The following is a 14,143-nucleotide window of genomic DNA, read 5'->3' on the forward strand; positions in this document are numbered from 1 at the left end:
CGTCAGGCACGCAGCTCGGCATCGAGTCCCTGCCGAGCCGTTGCCACGATGGCATCGACCAACTGATTGATTTCTTCGTCATTTAGCGTGCGCGAAGGATGCTGCCAGGTCAAGCCCAAGGCCACACTCTTACGACCTTCGGCTACGCCTTTACCCTGATAGACGTCGAAAAGCCCCAGTTCGGTGAGCCATTCACCGGCTTCGGCACGCACCCGGTCGAGCAGCGCCTGCACCGGCTGGTCCTCATCCACCACAAAGGCCAGGTCGCGACGCACCTCGGGATACCGTGACAGCGGCGCAAAGGCAGGGATGCTGCCCTGGCTGAGCGCGTCGAGGCGCACCTCGAACAGCACGGCGTCGGTCTTGAGACCAAGCTTGGCCTTGACCGCCGGGTGCAGGGTGCCGATCCAGCCGGCTTCCTCGCCGCGATGGAGGATGCGCGCGCACTGCCCGGGATGCAGCGACGGATGCTCGCCCGGCTCGAAGCGCCAGGCGTCGGCGCTGCCGGTCACTTCGAACAGACTCTCGAGGTCACCCTTGAGATCGAAGAAGTCGACCTTGTCGCGACCGCCGGCCCAGCCTTCGGGAAGGCGCGAGCCGCAGACGATGGCGCCGAGCATCGGCACCTGCTCCAGTTCATCGAGCTCACCGCGGAAAACGAGGCCGCTCTCGAACAGGCGCACGCGGGTCTGCTGGCGATTGAGATTGTGCTCAAGCGCCCTGACCAGGCCCGGGAACAGGCTCGCCCGCATCACCGACAGATCCGTCGAAATCGGGTTGGCCAGCACCGGCGACACCGCTTCAGGCAGCAGCACACGCTGCAGCTCCGGGGCGACGAAACTGTAGGTGATCGCTTCCTGGTAGCCACGTGCGGTCATCTGACGACGCAGCCGCGACAACGGGCTCCTGGACTCATGGTCTGCCTTGAGTGCCAGACGCACGGCGGGGCGACGCACCGGCAGACGGTTATAGCCGTGAATCCGCGCCACTTCCTCGATCAGGTCTTCCTCGATGGTGACGTCGAAACGCCAGCTCGGCACCTTGACCCGGAAGCCAGCGTCGATGCTTTCCACTGCCATGCCCAGGCGCTCGAGGATCTCGCCGACCTCGGCGTCGTCCAGGCGCTTGGACAGCGCCTTGGCCAGCCGCTCGGTGCGCAGGGTCACCTCACGCTGAGCCGGCAGGTGCGCGTCGGATGCCTGCTCATTGAGCGGCCCGGCTTCGCCGCCGCAGATGGCGATCAGAAGCTCGGTGGCCCGCTCGATGGCACGGCGCGTCAGCTCGGGATCGACGCCGCGCTCGAAACGATGCGAGGCATCGGTGTGAAGCCCGTAGGAGCGCGCTTGCCCGGCCACCGCCAAGGGGGTGAAGAAGGCGCCTTCCAGGAAGATATCGCGGGTGGCCTCGCTGACACCGGAGTGTTCGCCGCCCATCACTCCGGCCAGGGCCAGCGGCCCCTTCTCGTCGGCGATGATCAGGGTGCTCGGGTCGAGGCTGACGGTCTGGCCATCGAGCAGCACAAGTTCCTCGCCCTGGCGCGCCAGACGCACGATCACGGCACCCTCGAGGTTGGCACGATCGAAGGCATGCAGCGGCTGACCCAGCTCCAGCATCACGTAGTTGGTCACGTCCACCGCCGGATCGATGGCGCGCACGCCGCTGCGGCGCAGACGCTCCACCATCCACATCGGCGTGGGACGGCTGATATCGACGCCCTTGATCAGACGGCCGATATAGCGCGGGCAGCGCTCTGCGTCCTCGACCCGGACCGGGAAGATTTCGTCATGACTGGCCGCAACCTCGGAGATCTGCGGCGCGTTCAGGCCAAGACGGTTGAGCACGCCTACCTCGCGGGCCAGGCCCTGGACGCTCAGACAGTCGCCGCGGTTCGGCGTCAGATCGACCTCGATGGTGTGGTCATCCAGACCCAGGTAGTCGCGCAGGGCGGTGCCTACCGGAGCGTCCTCGGGCAACACCAGGATACCCTCGGAGGTGCCCTCCTCCAGGCCCAGCTCCGAGGCGGAGCAGATCATGCCGCGGGACTCGACGCCCCTGAGCTTGGCCTTCTTGATCTTGAAGTCACCCGGCAACACCGCGCCCACGCGGGCAAAGGGGATGTGCTGACCGGCGGCCACATTGGGTGCGCCACACACCACCTGCACGGTCTCGCCGCTACCGTCGTCGACCTGACAGACGTTGAGCTTGTCGGCATCAGGGTGCGGGGCCTTGTCGACCACCTTGGCCACCACGACATCGCTGAAGGCCGCCGCCACGGGTTCGACGGCGTCCACCTCGAGCCCCGCCATGGTGATCTGGTCGGCAAGCCCCTGGGTGGAAAGCTGCGGAGATACCCACTCACGCAGCCACTGTTCGGATACTTTCATGAGGACTCCTTGACGTCCTGTTCCTGCATTCGATGTTCTTTATCGAGCCCTCTGGCCCGCAGCGCTCAGTGAAACTGACGAAGAAAGCGCAGATCGTTTTCAAAGAACAGGCGCAGATCGTTGACGCCGTAGCGCAGCATGGCCAGGCGCTCGGCACCCATACCGAAGGCGAAACCGGTATAGCGCTCGGGATCGATGCCGCCGTGACGGAAGACTTCCGGGTGGACCATGCCGCAGCCCATCACCTCGAGCCAGCCGGTGTGGGAGCACACACGGCAACCTTCACCGGCGCACATCACGCAGGCGATATCGACCTCGGCGGAAGGCTCGGTGAAGGGGAAATAGGACGGACGGAAACGTACCGACAGGTCATCGCGCTCGAAGAAGGCATGCAGAAAGTCTTCGATGGTGCCCTTGAGGTCGGCGAAACTGACGTCTTCCTCGATCAGCAGGCCCTCGACCTGATGGAACATCGGGGTATGGGTCAGATCCGAGTCACTGCGGTACACCCGACCCGGGCAGACGATGCGGATCGGCGGCTCCTCGGCCTTCATGGTGCGCACCTGGACCGGCGAGGTGTGGGTGCGCAGCAGCCGGGTGGCGTCGAAATAGAAGGTGTCGGCCATGCCTCGCGCCGGATGGTGGGCCGGGATGTTCAGGGCTTCAAAGTTATGGTGGTCGTCTTCGAGCTCTGGCCCCACCGCCACCTCGTAGCCGATGCGACGGAACAGGCCTTCGATACGCTCCAGGGTGCGTGTCACCGGATGCAGGCCACCGGTGGGCTGTCCACGACCCGGCAGGGTCACGTCCAGGCGTTCTGCGGCAAGCTTGGCGTCGAGTTCGGCCTTGGCCAGGGCCTCGCGCCGGGTATCGAGTTCCTTGGCCAGCTCCTGCTTGGCCTGGTTGATGCGCTCACCGGCCGCCGGGCGCTCCTCGGCGGGCAGCTTGCCGAGCCCCTTGAGCAGCGCGGTCAGTTCGCCCTTCTTGCCCAGGTACTTGACGCGAATCTCGTCGAGTGCGGCCATGGAGTCGGCTGACTGGATGGCGTCGCGAGCTTGTTGAACCAGGTCGGGAAGGTGGTCCATACGTTGAGCTCCGATATCGTTGATCGTTCAGTGGTGGAGTGGTCGCGCAATAGTAGAGAGATCGCGATGAAAAAGGGGTCGCCAAAAAAACAGGGGAAGAGCGGCTGCTCTTCCCCTGGGGCGATCATGAACGCTCGTCTCCCCATGGGGAGAGCTCGCTCATCATTCGAACGCGCTTACTGGGCAGCCTTGGCCTTCTCGACGATGGCAGCAAAGGCTGCCTTCTCGTGAACGGCCAGGTCAGCCAGGACCTTGCGGTCGATTTCGATACCGGCCTTCTTCAGACCACCGACGAAGCGGCTGTAGGACAGACCGTGCTGACGGGCACCGGCGTTGATACGCTGGATCCACAGGGCACGGAACTGACGCTTGCGCTGGCGACGGTCGCGGTACGCGTACTGGCCGGCCTTGATGACGGCCTGCTTGGCAACGCGAAAGACGCGCGAACGGGCACCGTAGTAGCCCTTGGCCTGCTTCATGATCTTCTTGTGACGACGACGGGCGACGACACCACGCTTGACACGAGTCATAGCACTCTCCTGACGTTAAAGGGGGTTCACCAAGGGTTTATACGTACGGCAGCATGCGACGCACGAGTGCCTTGTCGGCGTCGTGGATCTGCTGCATGCCGCGCAGCTGACGCTTACGCTTGGTGGACTTCTTGGTCAGAATGTGACTACGGAAGGACTGCTTGTGCTTGAAGCCGTTGGCAGTCTTCTTGAAGCGCTTGGCAGCGCCGCTGTTGCTCTTGATCTTCGGCATGAGAATAACTCCGCTCGAGTTTCTTTAGAAAATCCGGGGCCAATGGCCAGCCTTCACAGGCTGACCAATCGTTGAACCGGCCGTCGGATCACTTCTTCTTGGGGGCAATGATCATGATCATCTGGCGCCCTTCCATCTTGGGGAAGGATTCCACGGTCCCGATTTCCTCGAGATCCGCTGCGATCCGTTCCATCAGCTTGCGGCCGATGTCCTGGTGCGCCATTTCACGCCCGCGGAAACGCAGGGTGACCTTGCCCTTGTCGCCACCTTCGAGGAATCGAATCAGGTTCTTCATCTTGACCTGATAGTCACCCTCGTCGGTGCCAGGACGGAATTTGACTTCCTTGACCTGGATTTGCTTCTGCTTCTTCTTCTGAGCAGCTTTCTGCTTCTTCTGCTCGAAGACGAACTTGCCGTAATCCATGATCTTGCAGACGATCGGATCGGCATTGGAAATCTGTACGAGGTCCATCCCTTCCGCTTCGGCACGCTCAAGGGCGTCGCGGGTATCCACGATGCCAAGCTGTTCGCCGTCGCTGGCGATCAGGCGGACCTGATCTTCGGTGATGCGCTCGTTCATTGGCGGACGCTTGTCCTGGGGGCGTCCTCTGGGGTTGCTTCTCTTGATGGTTCCGTCTCCACTGTAGCTTTGGAAGGTGCGAGAGCTGGGAAGGTGCGTGCCTAGAGCCTCACACGAGGGGGCGGCCCATGCCGCCTACCCGTTAGTACCGCTCGGCCTGAACTCGTTCAATAAAGGCGTCCACGGTCATGGTGCCCAGATTTTCGCCGCTGCGCGTACGCACAGCCACCGAGTCGGCCTCTACTTCCTTATCTCCGACCACCAGGAGATAGGGTACCTTCTGCAACGTATGCTCGCGAATTTTAAAGCCGATCTTCTCGTTCCTCAAGTCCGACTTGACGCGAAGACCGATTTTTTGCAGTCGTGAGGTCAAGGCTTCGGCGTATTCCTTCTGGGCATCGGTGATGATCATCACCACCGCCTGCTCCGGCGCGAGCCACAGCGGCATGGCGCCGGCGTAGTGCTCGATCAGGATGCCGATGAAGCGCTCCATCGAACCGACGATGGCACGGTGCAGCATGACCGGCGGCTTGCGCTCGCCCTCTTCGGTCACGTACTGGGCACCCAGGCGCGTGGGCATCATGAAGTCGACCTGCATGGTGCCGACCTGCCACTCGCGGCCCAGGCAGTCCTTCATGTGATACTCGATCTTGGGGCCATAGAAGGCGCCCTCGCCCGGCAGCTCCTGCCACTCGACCCCACAGGCCTCCAGCGCGCCACGCAGGGCGTTCTCGGCACGATCCCAGGTGTCGTCGTCGCCAATGCGCTTTTCCGGGCGCAGGGCGATCTTGATCGCGATATCCTCGAAGCCAAAGTCGCTGTAGACCTTGAGCGCCTGACGATGGAAGCTCGTCACCTCAGGCTGCACCTGCTCTTCGGTACAGAAGATGTGGCCGTCGTCTTGGGTAAAGGCGCGCACTCGCATGATGCCGTGCAGCGCGCCGGACGGCTCATTACGGTGACAGCCGCCGAATTCGCCGAAGCGCACCGGCAGTTCACGGTAGCTGCGCAGGCCGGAGTTGAACACCTGGACGTGGCCCGGGCAGTTCATCGGCTTGAGCGCGTACTCACGCTTCTCGGACTCGGTGAAGAACATGCCGTCGGCGTAGTTATCCCAATGGCCGGACTTCTTCCACAGCGACACGTCCATGATCTGGGGACAGCGAATCTCCTGATAGCCGCCCTCCTTGTAGACGCCGCGCATGTACTGCTCGACGCGCTGCCACAGGGTCCAGCCGTTGGGGTGCCAGAACACCATGCCCGGCGCCTCTTCCTGCATGTGGAAGAGATCGAGACGACGCGCCAGCTTGCGGTGATCGCGCTTCTCGGCTTCCTCGAGGCGGTGCAGGTAGGCCTTGAGCTGCTTCTTGTCGCCCCAGGCGGTGCCGTAGATGCGAGTCAGCATGGCGTTGTCGGCATTGCCGCGCCAGTAGGCACCGGCCAGTTTGGTCAGTTTGAACGCCTTGAGGTGACGCGTGTTGGGCACGTGGGGCCCACGACACATGTCGGTATATTCCTTGTGGCGGTAGAGGCGAATAGTGTCGCCTTCGGGAATCCCGCGCACGATTTCCTGCTTGTAGGGCTCATCGCGATGCAGGAATTCCAGCATCGCGGCATCGCGATCGACGTACTCGCGGACCACGTCGTACTCTTCATCGATCAGCTGCTTCATGCGCTTCTCGATGGTCTCGAGGTCTTCCGGGGTGATCGACTGGCCGAAATCGATGTCGTAATAGAAGCCGTCGGTGATCACCGGGCCGATGGCCATCTTGGCCTCGGGATAGAGCTGCTTGACCGCGTGCCCGATCAGGTGGGCACAGGAATGCCGGATGATCTCCAGGCCTTCCTCGTCACGTGCGGTCAGGATCGCCACCTCGGCGTCCGTCTCGATCAGGTCCGCGGCGTCCACCAATACGCCGTCGATCTTGCCGGCCACGCAGGCCTTGGCAAGTCCCGGGCCGATGCTCTCGGCCAGTTCCATGACGCTAAGGGGGGAATCGAAGGTTCTCTGACTGCCGTCAGGCAGTGTCACGATGGGCATGCAAGCTGTCCTTGTGCGCAGTGGTGATCCATACCAGGGATCACGTGTCGCCAAAATGGATTCGAGGGGTGAAACAGCGACATAGAATATCAGAAATGGCGCCGCCGGCGCCATGCTCTACCCCTGTGGAGGGCGTCGCGACACCTTTAGCGAGCGGGATGGCAAGACAGGCCACCACCACCCGAAACGCAGCGAGGCGCCCGAAGGCGCCTCGCTGATGTCATCGTGCTCGATCAGGCGATCGAGACGGACTCGGTCAGGGCAGACTTACTGCCACTCACCCAGTTCCACACGACGGTTTTCCGCACGACCTGCATCGGTGTCGTTGGTCGCGATGGGCTGCTCTTCACCGTAACCGATGGCACGCATGCGGTTCGGCTGAACACCCTGGCTCGCCAGGAAGCGAGCAACGGAAGCGGCACGCTCCTGAGACAGCTGCTTGTTGTAGCTGTCGGAACCGACGCTGTCGGTGTGACCTTCGATGCGCACGCCGACGTTCGGGTTGGCGCGCAGACGCTCGGCAACACCAGCCAGAACCTGCTCAGCCTGAGCGGTCAGGACGGCGGAGTCGAACTCGAAGTTCACGTCACGCAGGACCAGGTCCTTCTCGCAACCGAGGGAGTTGACCTCGACGCCAGCCGGAGTACCCGGGCACTGGTCCTGGAAGTCCGGCACGCCATCGTTGTCGGAATCCAGCGGGCAACCCACTGCGTCCACGGCGACGCCGGCCGGAGTACCCGGGCACTGGTCGTTGGCGTCGTAGACGCCGTCACCGTCGGAATCCTTCGGAGCGTTCATCGGCTCCTTGTTCGGCTCGGCACACAGCAGAGCGCCAGCCACGGTGCCGACGGTCGCGCCGACAGCAGCGCCGGTTTCCTCGTCGTCATCGCTGGTGGTGCCGTAGCCGATACCACCGCCGATCAGACCACCAGCGATACCACACACCATCGGGTGCTGGTACCACGGCTTGGCGTCAGATGCGCTCATGCCGGAGGAGGACTGAGAGGCGGAGCTGGCGCAGCCGGAGAGGCCGACAACCAGTGCAGAACCGAGCAGCAAGCCAGTCGTTGATTTTTTCATGTAAGACTCCTTCTTCTATCTGACACTCAATGCTGAATACGGGTAACCCTGTTCTTCAGCGGGTCCAATGTTGTGCCGATCGAGAAACAGGATAGGTACCCTACTTCCTCATAGGCAAGAAAAGCATGAAATACAGCGCCTAGCCAGTCTATTAGTCGCCAATATCTCAACGTCTTCTGCCAACGGCCCATCGTGCAAGACAATTGCTGCACGACCAATCCCTTGCAGGCGATATCATGACGTATCGCTTCTGTACAATCAAACTAGCACAGGCGATACCCGCCCGTCATTCACTTCATCGAACAGTGTTCGAGATCGCTCAATTGAGAGAGTCGGGGTAACGGGCTTGAAAATCCAGCGCAGCCTGTGCCGCAGCCAGCACATCGTCGCGATTCGCTTCTTCCACGGCCAGTCGCTGCTTGTCTTCAGCGAACCGCTCCTTGGGCGTAAGCTCTTGACGAGCCTGATGTGTGTGCAGATGACGGGTCTGTTCGTAGACCTCGGCAAAGACTCTGAACTCGCGCCGCTCAAGCAGTGCCGGATCGATGATCTCGAACAATACTTTCAACCGCCAGCAGCCTTCGGTCACATCGACCTGACGCTGCAATAGCGCCGACGCAACCAGACCGAGGTTTTCCAGGCCATTTTCCCTGGCACGACGTTCCTCGTCCCGAATCACTCCCTCTCGGCGCCGCACCTCATTCTTCAACGACCAGGCGTACCACGCCAACGCGGCAATGATGACAATGCCAAGCCCGAGCAAGGCATAAGCGAGCGTCGTGGACATGCAGCCCCCTGTGCGATGGTCAAAGGGGGCATTCTACACATCTACCAGAGAGGCTGAACCATTCATCGCGAGAAAGACCGGTGACTGCCGCCTGCATTGTTGCCACCTGCCGATGACACTCCCGTGACACCGGACCGTTGAACGAAGGTAGTCGGCCCTCACGGACTCAAGGCGATGCTCAGATAGTGATCCAGCAACAAGGCCAGAAAGACGCCGAGCAGATAGCGAATGGAAAACCAGAAGGCCTGCAAGGGCGCCTGTTCGTCGTGTCCACGCCAGACCCTGAGATTCCACTGCATGAAGCGTAGATTGAGCACACAGACGCTGACCAGATAGAGCCAGCCACTCATGCCGATGGTGAACGGCAGCAAGGTGGCGGCCACCGTCAACCAGCCATATAGCCAGACCTGCAGTCTGGCAAAGGCGAGGCCATGGGTCACGGGCAGCATCGGTACCCCTGCCTCGGCGTATTCATCGCGCTTGTAGATCGCCAGCGCCCAGAAGTGCGGCGGCGTCCAGGCAAAGATGATCAACATGAGCAGCAGCGGCTCGGCTCCCACTGTCCCGGTCACACTGGTCCAGCCCAACAGTGGCGGCGCGGCACCGGCGACTCCACCGATGACGATATTCTGCGGCGTGGCCCGTTTCAGAAACACCGTGTAGATCAACGCATAACCGACCAGCGACAACAGCGTAAGCCAAGCGGTCAACGGATTGACGGTCAGCGCCAGCAGCGCCACCCCCGAGGTGGACAATGACAGCGCCCAGGCCAGCGCCAGTGGCGTCGACAAGCGACCGGACGCCAGCGGGCGCCGCGAGGTGCGATGCATCCGCGCATCCAGCTTGCGATCCACCACGTGGTTGATCGCCGCCGCCCCGGCGGCGGCCAGTGCAATCCCGATAAGCCCGCACACCATGGCGTTAAGCGCAGCTGGCGATATCGCACCAGGGATCGCCAGCAACATCCCCACCAGGGCGCATACCAGCATCACCATGACCACTCGCCATTTGCACAACGTCAACAAGTCACGCCATAGCGGATGGGTCGCTGCCCCCATGGCCTGTGCATCACGCATGGAGCCAACCTCCTCTGGTCTGACGTTGACGTCCCTTCACCGCCTGTCTTGAATGGCGCTGCTTCCACGCCACCAGGGTAAAACTGAAGACCAGCAGTACCGCGCCGGCAGTATGCAGAAGCGCCAGGCCCAGCGGCAGCCACAGCAGCACATTGGCGATACCCAGGGCGACCTGCAAAGCCGTCGCCCCGGCCAGCGTCAGCAGCCAGGGCCGCATTTCACGGCGATGCCAGCGACGGATCACCACCAGTGCCAGCGCCAGCGTCAACGCCAGCGCTCCCAGCCGATGGGCCAGATGGATCGTCGTGCGTGCTTCGGCGTGCAGGGCCCCGTGCAGATAGTTGGGCCCCACCGTCTGGGTAAGGTGGAAGCCCTCACCCCAGTCGGTGTCGGGCACCCACTGGCTATTGCAGGTGGGAAACCCCTGACAGGCGATGCCCGCGTAGTTGCTGGAGGTCCAGCCCCCCAGCGCCAGTTGCAGTACCAGCAGCATGGTGGCCACCCCCATCAGCGCCCCCAGTGGTCGGGCAGCGAGCGCCGCCTCGCCCCTGGCGACGCGACGCAGGCGCAGATGCAGCCAGATGAACAGCGTCATCACCGTGAGACCTCCCAGCAGGTGAAGGGTTACCACCTGGGGCCACAGCTTGAGGGTCACGGTGTAGGCACCGAAGGCCCCCTGCACCATCAAGGCGGCGAACAGCATCAGCATCAGACGCCAGGGAAACCCAGGCTTGCGCCGCCTGGGCCAGGCCAGCACCAGCAGGGCCATCACCATGACCCCGAGACATCCGGCCAGGTAGCGATGAATCATTTCCATCCAGGCCTTGGATGCCTCCAGCGGTGCATCCGGACTATGCAGCAGAGCGCTGCTTGCATCGGGCACGACCAGCGCCCCATAGCACCCCGGCCAGTCGGGACAACCCAGCCCCGCATCCAGCAACCGGGTGAAGGCACCGGCCATGATGACCAGAGCGGTGAACAGGGCCCCCACCAGACTCAAGAGCCGCAGCGTCGCCAGGCGTCGATCATTCATGGCGCACCTCCTGGCGGGCGTCTTCGCTGGCACCTTTGCTGTCGTGCAGACTGACCAGTTCGGTGGCACCTTGCGTAGCCTCGGCCTCACCGGGATCTTCGCCCAGGGCAGCAAGCGGTGGCTCGGGGTTGCGCTTGAACAGATGCTCGATGTCGTCCATCACCGCCCGGGTCTCCACCCCGGCAGGATAGGCGACCGCCACCCACCCCTGGGGGTCAAGCAGCCACGCCTGCCCCTGACTGGCCCACTCCGGCGACTCGGTCCAGGTCATCAGCGACTCGCCAGGCAAGGCGGCAGCGTCTCCGCCTACGCGCAACCGACTCAGACGATGGGCGTCCTTGCCCAGCGCCCGGTGCAGGCGCCACCAGCGATCCGCGTCTTCGGCGCAGCTATCGCCGCAATCGTAGGCCAGGGTCCAGGCATGCGCCGCGAGCTCCCCTCCACGATCGCGACTGGCAATGTCTGTGCGCTCAAGAGCCGGCCACCGGGACAGCGGCGGCACATCGGCATCAAGCGCCCCGTGGGCGGTACGGTTGTCGGGAATCCCGATACGGAACTCGACCATGCCCCAGGCAAGCGCCATGGGCATCACAAAGATCGCGATCAGTGCGACCAGCTTCAGCCGCTGCCACCCCATCGTCGTCATCCTCGCACCTCCACTCCTTGCGTCGACACGTTCGGTCCTGTCGTGTCCGCTGGGCTATCGGGTATCTGTCGTTCTCGCGCTAGTGTCGTGCTCTCGCGCTAGCCTCTTGCCCTCGCCGATGTCGCTTGTCTTTCGACCCTTTCCTATCTTTCGCGGCGTTGTTGTCTTCCGCGGTTTTCTTTCGCAGTCTCGCCATCTCTCGGCCTTAGCGTTCTTGCCTGGCGGACATATCAACAATTGACCTTTCAGCGCTCGTGACGCCCGCCGCGCAAAGATCGCGATAGAGTCGTCGACCTCCAAACAGCAGCGCCAGCAGCGCCACCAGCGAAAGCCCCCACCACTGCAGTGCATAGGCCAGATGTCGCTCTGGTGGCATGACGTTAGGCGTCCACCAGTCCTCCAGATGCCCGGGACCCTGGCGCTGATGCAGCCAACCGGCAAAGCTGAACTCCTCGTCCCAGGCTCCGAGTTCGATGCGCTGCAGTCGCGTGCCTTCGAGGTTGTCACCGAACCGCGGCGTACGCCGGCCATCCGCCTGCCAGTCACCGCTCAGCGACACCAGCCCCTTCGGCGTCGCTGCGTGGGGCGCCTGGCGCGACACCCCTGTCTCGAGAAAGCCGCGCTCCACCAGCCACCGCTGTCCCTCGACGTCGACAAAGGGCGTGAGCACCGCCACCCCGAGTCGATTGCCGAGCATCCGATTGTCCAGGTAGAGGGTTTCGTCGGCCTGAAAGACGCCTTCGAGCGACAGGTGGCTGCCGTCCGGCGGCAATGTCCCTGGCATGTTCAAGGTCGGTGCCTCGGCAAGGTTTGCAAGATAGTCGCGCTTGCCGGCGGCGCGCTCCCACTGCCATAGTCCAAGGCCGATACCCAGCGCCATCAGCGCTGCACACAGCAGGCACCAGGCCACCAGCCGACCCGGACCACGCCTTTTCCCCTCACTCGAACGGACTCTCACCATGCTGCTCAAGATCCTGATTCTGATCGTGTTCGTGGCCATGCTGGCCAGTCTCGCGGCCGGGGTCGGCTTCCTGCTCAAGGACAACAGCCACTCACGCCGCCTGCTGGTCTCGCTAAAGATCCGGGTAGCCCTGGCCGCCCTGCTGCTGGCGTTGCTGGCCTATGGCTTCGCCACCGGTACGATCGGCTGAGCGGCCCCCACGCCGCCTGCCTCAGAACACGTAGACAAAGATGAACAGCCCCAGCCAGACCACGTCGACAAAGTGCCAGTACCAGGCCGCCGCCTCGAAACCGAAGTGGTTGTCGCCACTGAAATGGCCCTTGCGGATACGCATCAGGATGCTGGCCAGGATGATGGTGCCGATGATGACGTGAAGGCCATGGAAGCCCGTCAGCATGAAGAAGGTCGAGCCGTAGATGCCCGCCTCCAGGGTCAGGCCCAGATGGTGGTAGGCCTCGTAGTATTCGACCCCCTGGATGATGATGAAGCAGGTACCCAGCAGCACCGTGCCGAACAGCCAGTTGTGGGTGGCACGACGCTCGCCCATCTTCAATGCTTCGTGGGCGACCGTCAGGGTAATGCTCGAGGACACCAGCAGCAGGGTGTTGACCAGCGGCAGCTGCCACGGACTCAGGGTCTCGGTCGGCCCCGAGATGGCGCTGTCCGGTGGGTTCTCCAGCGGCCAGCTGGCGGTGAAGTCGGGCCACAGCAAAGCCGTCACGCCCTTCGCCCCCTCACCATCGAGCCACGGCAGCGCCAGGGTCCGCACGTAGAACAGCGCCCCGAAGAAGGCACCGAAGAACATCACCTCCGAGAAGATGAACCAGCCCATGCCCCAGCGGAAGGAGCGATCCATCTGGGCATCGTAGAGCCCTGACATGGACTCCTTGATGACATCCCTGAACCACAGCACCATCACCGCCAGGATGCCCACCAGACCCGCCAGCATGATCGGCGACCCCGCCGCCCCGTGCACCAGCCAGGTGCCCCCGCCGACCATCATCACGCCCATGGCCAGGGAACCGAGGATCGGCCACTTGCTGGTCGCGGGTACGTAGTAGCTGCCACCACTCATGCTTCACCTCCTGGATCTTCGCCAGACGCCGGTCGGCGTCCCTTGTCACTGCCCGGTGCGCCGTCGGCCACCGTCGCCACCGCCACGTCCGGTCCCTGGTCCTGCGGGTAGAGCGTGTACACCAGGGTCACCGTCTTGATCTCTTCGGGGAGATCGCGGGTCAGTTGAAACACCAGTGGCGCCTCGAAGCTCTCCCCCGGCGCCAGCCGTTGATTGTCGAAACAGAAACAGGCCAGCTTGCGCAGATGTAGCGACGCCGGAGATGGGGTCACGCTGGGCACCGCCCTTGCCACCAGCGCCTGGTCACCCAGATTGCGAAAGGTGAAATACACCTCCGTGCTCTGCCCTGGGTGAACCCGAATCTGGCGACTGTGGGCCTCAAGCTTCCACGGCAGTCCCGCACTGCCACGGGTCACGAACTGCATCGTCACCGTGCGTTCGGTATCGACCTCTTCGTGCACCAGCGTCTGAGCGCTGGTCGAGGTCTTGCCGTTGAGGCCCGTCACCTGGCAGAAGACGTCATACAGCGGGACCAGGGCAAACGCGAAGCCAAACATCCCCGCCAGCACCACCAGAGTCTTCACCACGGTTCGTCGAACCTGGGGACTGCGATCCTCGACGACGTCCGTCATG

15 protein-coding genes are annotated in these 14,143 nt (G+C 63.1%); 1 reads left to right on the forward strand and 14 read right to left on the reverse strand.

Annotation, left to right across the window (positions count from 1 at the left end):
• Positions 1-2: 2 nt before the first annotated feature.
• The 12 genes from pheT to KUW00_RS10845 all read right to left on the reverse strand — a co-directional run bounded on the left by pheT (position 3) and on the right by KUW00_RS10845 (position 12,435).
• On the reverse strand, positions 3-2,384 hold the full coding sequence (gene pheT, locus KUW00_RS10790; protein ID WP_222569053.1) for a phenylalanine--tRNA ligase subunit beta: 2,382 nt from the start codon (positions 2,382-2,384) through the stop codon (positions 3-5).
• Positions 2,385-2,449: 65 nt separating this feature from the next.
• A complete protein-coding gene (pheS, locus tag KUW00_RS10795; protein ID WP_045991493.1) occupies positions 2,450-3,469 on the reverse strand; it encodes a phenylalanine--tRNA ligase subunit alpha in 1,020 nt (339 codons plus the stop codon).
• A 176-nt stretch (positions 3,470-3,645) separates the two neighbouring features.
• Entirely contained in the window at positions 3,646-3,999 is a 354-nt protein-coding gene (rplT, locus tag KUW00_RS10800; protein ID WP_045991494.1) for a 50S ribosomal protein L20, read from the reverse strand.
• 37 nt (positions 4,000-4,036) lie between these two features.
• The gene (rpmI, locus tag KUW00_RS10805) at positions 4,037-4,231 is read right to left on the reverse strand and encodes a 50S ribosomal protein L35 (RefSeq protein WP_045991495.1); all 195 of its coding nucleotides are present in this window, start codon (positions 4,229-4,231) and stop codon (positions 4,037-4,039) included.
• An 88-nt stretch (positions 4,232-4,319) separates the two neighbouring features.
• Positions 4,320-4,859 carry a translation initiation factor IF-3 gene (infC, locus tag KUW00_RS10810; RefSeq protein WP_083970214.1) on the reverse strand — a complete coding sequence of 180 codons (540 nt, stop codon included), beginning with the start codon at positions 4,857-4,859 and terminating at the stop codon, positions 4,320-4,322.
• Between the two features lie 94 nt (positions 4,860-4,953).
• Positions 4,954-6,852 (reverse strand): threonine--tRNA ligase, encoded by a 1,899-nt coding sequence (gene thrS / locus KUW00_RS10815; RefSeq protein WP_045991497.1) that lies wholly within the window; start codon positions 6,850-6,852, stop codon positions 4,954-4,956.
• Between the two features lie 267 nt (positions 6,853-7,119).
• Positions 7,120-7,932: an OmpA family protein gene (locus tag KUW00_RS10820; RefSeq protein WP_045991498.1), complete on the reverse strand. Its 813-nt coding sequence runs from the start codon at positions 7,930-7,932 to the stop codon at positions 7,120-7,122.
• Positions 7,933-8,251: 319 nt separating this feature from the next.
• Positions 8,252-8,719, reverse strand: coding sequence for a DUF2489 domain-containing protein (locus KUW00_RS10825; RefSeq protein WP_045991499.1), 468 nt, complete (start codon positions 8,717-8,719; stop codon positions 8,252-8,254).
• A 158-nt stretch (positions 8,720-8,877) separates the two neighbouring features.
• Positions 8,878-9,795: a heme o synthase gene (gene cyoE / locus KUW00_RS10830; RefSeq protein ID WP_213229050.1), complete on the reverse strand. Its 918-nt coding sequence runs from the start codon at positions 9,793-9,795 to the stop codon at positions 8,878-8,880.
• Positions 9,788-10,828, reverse strand: coding sequence for a COX15/CtaA family protein (locus KUW00_RS10835; protein WP_045991501.1), 1,041 nt, complete (start codon positions 10,826-10,828; stop codon positions 9,788-9,790). Before KUW00_RS10835 ends, cyoE begins: the two co-directional genes overlap by 8 nt.
• Positions 10,821-11,474 (reverse strand): hypothetical protein, encoded by a 654-nt coding sequence (locus KUW00_RS10840; protein ID WP_222569054.1) that lies wholly within the window; start codon positions 11,472-11,474, stop codon positions 10,821-10,823. Before KUW00_RS10840 ends, KUW00_RS10835 begins: the two co-directional genes overlap by 8 nt.
• A gap of 205 nt (positions 11,475-11,679) precedes the next feature.
• Complete coding sequence (locus KUW00_RS10845) at positions 11,680-12,435, reverse strand: SURF1 family protein (RefSeq protein ID WP_222569055.1); 756 nt, start codon at positions 12,433-12,435, stop codon at positions 11,680-11,682.
• Between KUW00_RS10845 and KUW00_RS10850 the strand changes: the two genes are divergently transcribed.
• Positions 12,434-12,625, forward strand: a complete 192-nt coding sequence (locus KUW00_RS10850) for a DUF2909 family protein (RefSeq protein ID WP_222569056.1) — start codon at positions 12,434-12,436, stop codon at positions 12,623-12,625. The two genes, KUW00_RS10845 and KUW00_RS10850, sit on opposite strands and share 2 nt — an antisense overlap.
• A 21-nt stretch (positions 12,626-12,646) precedes the next feature.
• On the opposite strand, the gene KUW00_RS10855 is transcribed toward KUW00_RS10850, so the two are convergent.
• Complete coding sequence (locus KUW00_RS10855) at positions 12,647-13,510, reverse strand: cytochrome c oxidase subunit 3 (RefSeq protein WP_222569057.1); 864 nt, start codon at positions 13,508-13,510, stop codon at positions 12,647-12,649.
• Positions 13,507-14,142 (reverse strand): cytochrome c oxidase assembly protein, encoded by a 636-nt coding sequence (locus KUW00_RS10860; protein WP_222569058.1) that lies wholly within the window; start codon positions 14,140-14,142, stop codon positions 13,507-13,509. Before KUW00_RS10860 ends, KUW00_RS10855 begins: the two co-directional genes overlap by 4 nt.
• Position 14,143: the final 1 nt, after the last annotated feature.

Source organism: Halomonas sp. DP5N14-9 (genome assembly GCF_019802175.1).
GTDB classification, from domain to species: domain Bacteria; phylum Pseudomonadota; class Gammaproteobacteria; order Pseudomonadales; family Halomonadaceae; genus Halomonas; species Halomonas litopenaei.

What these genes read in the sequence shown, in the direction of transcription:
- pheT (WP_222569053.1), bottom strand. Translation starts at nt 2,384, where the DNA reads ATGAAAGTATCCGAACAGTGGCTGCGTGAGTGGGTATCTCCGCAGCTT.
- pheS (WP_045991493.1), bottom strand. Translation starts at nt 3,469, where the DNA reads ATGGACCACCTTCCCGACCTGGTTCAACAAGCTCGCGACGCCATCCAG.
- rplT (WP_045991494.1), bottom strand. Translation starts at nt 3,999, where the DNA reads ATGACTCGTGTCAAGCGTGGTGTCGTCGCCCGTCGTCGTCACAAGAAG.
- rpmI (WP_045991495.1), bottom strand. Translation starts at nt 4,231, where the DNA reads ATGCCGAAGATCAAGAGCAACAGCGGCGCTGCCAAGCGCTTCAAGAAG.
- thrS (WP_045991497.1), bottom strand. Translation starts at nt 6,852, where the DNA reads ATGCCCATCGTGACACTGCCTGACGGCAGTCAGAGAACCTTCGATTCC.
- KUW00_RS10820 (WP_045991498.1), bottom strand. Translation starts at nt 7,932, where the DNA reads ATGAAAAAATCAACGACTGGCTTGCTGCTCGGTTCTGCACTGGTTGTC.
- KUW00_RS10825 (WP_045991499.1), bottom strand. Translation starts at nt 8,719, where the DNA reads ATGTCCACGACGCTCGCTTATGCCTTGCTCGGGCTTGGCATTGTCATC.
- cyoE (WP_213229050.1), bottom strand. Translation starts at nt 9,795, where the DNA reads ATGCGTGATGCACAGGCCATGGGGGCAGCGACCCATCCGCTATGGCGT.
- KUW00_RS10835 (WP_045991501.1), bottom strand. Translation starts at nt 10,828, where the DNA reads ATGAATGATCGACGCCTGGCGACGCTGCGGCTCTTGAGTCTGGTGGGG.
- KUW00_RS10840 (WP_222569054.1), bottom strand. Translation starts at nt 11,474, where the DNA reads ATGACGACGATGGGGTGGCAGCGGCTGAAGCTGGTCGCACTGATCGCG.
- KUW00_RS10850 (WP_222569056.1), top strand. Translation starts at nt 12,434, where the DNA reads ATGCTGCTCAAGATCCTGATTCTGATCGTGTTCGTGGCCATGCTGGCC.
- KUW00_RS10845 (WP_222569055.1), bottom strand. Translation starts at nt 12,435, where the DNA reads ATGGTGAGAGTCCGTTCGAGTGAGGGGAAAAGGCGTGGTCCGGGTCGG.
- KUW00_RS10855 (WP_222569057.1), bottom strand. Translation starts at nt 13,510, where the DNA reads ATGAGTGGTGGCAGCTACTACGTACCCGCGACCAGCAAGTGGCCGATC.
- KUW00_RS10860 (WP_222569058.1), bottom strand. Translation starts at nt 14,142, where the DNA reads ATGACGGACGTCGTCGAGGATCGCAGTCCCCAGGTTCGACGAACCGTG.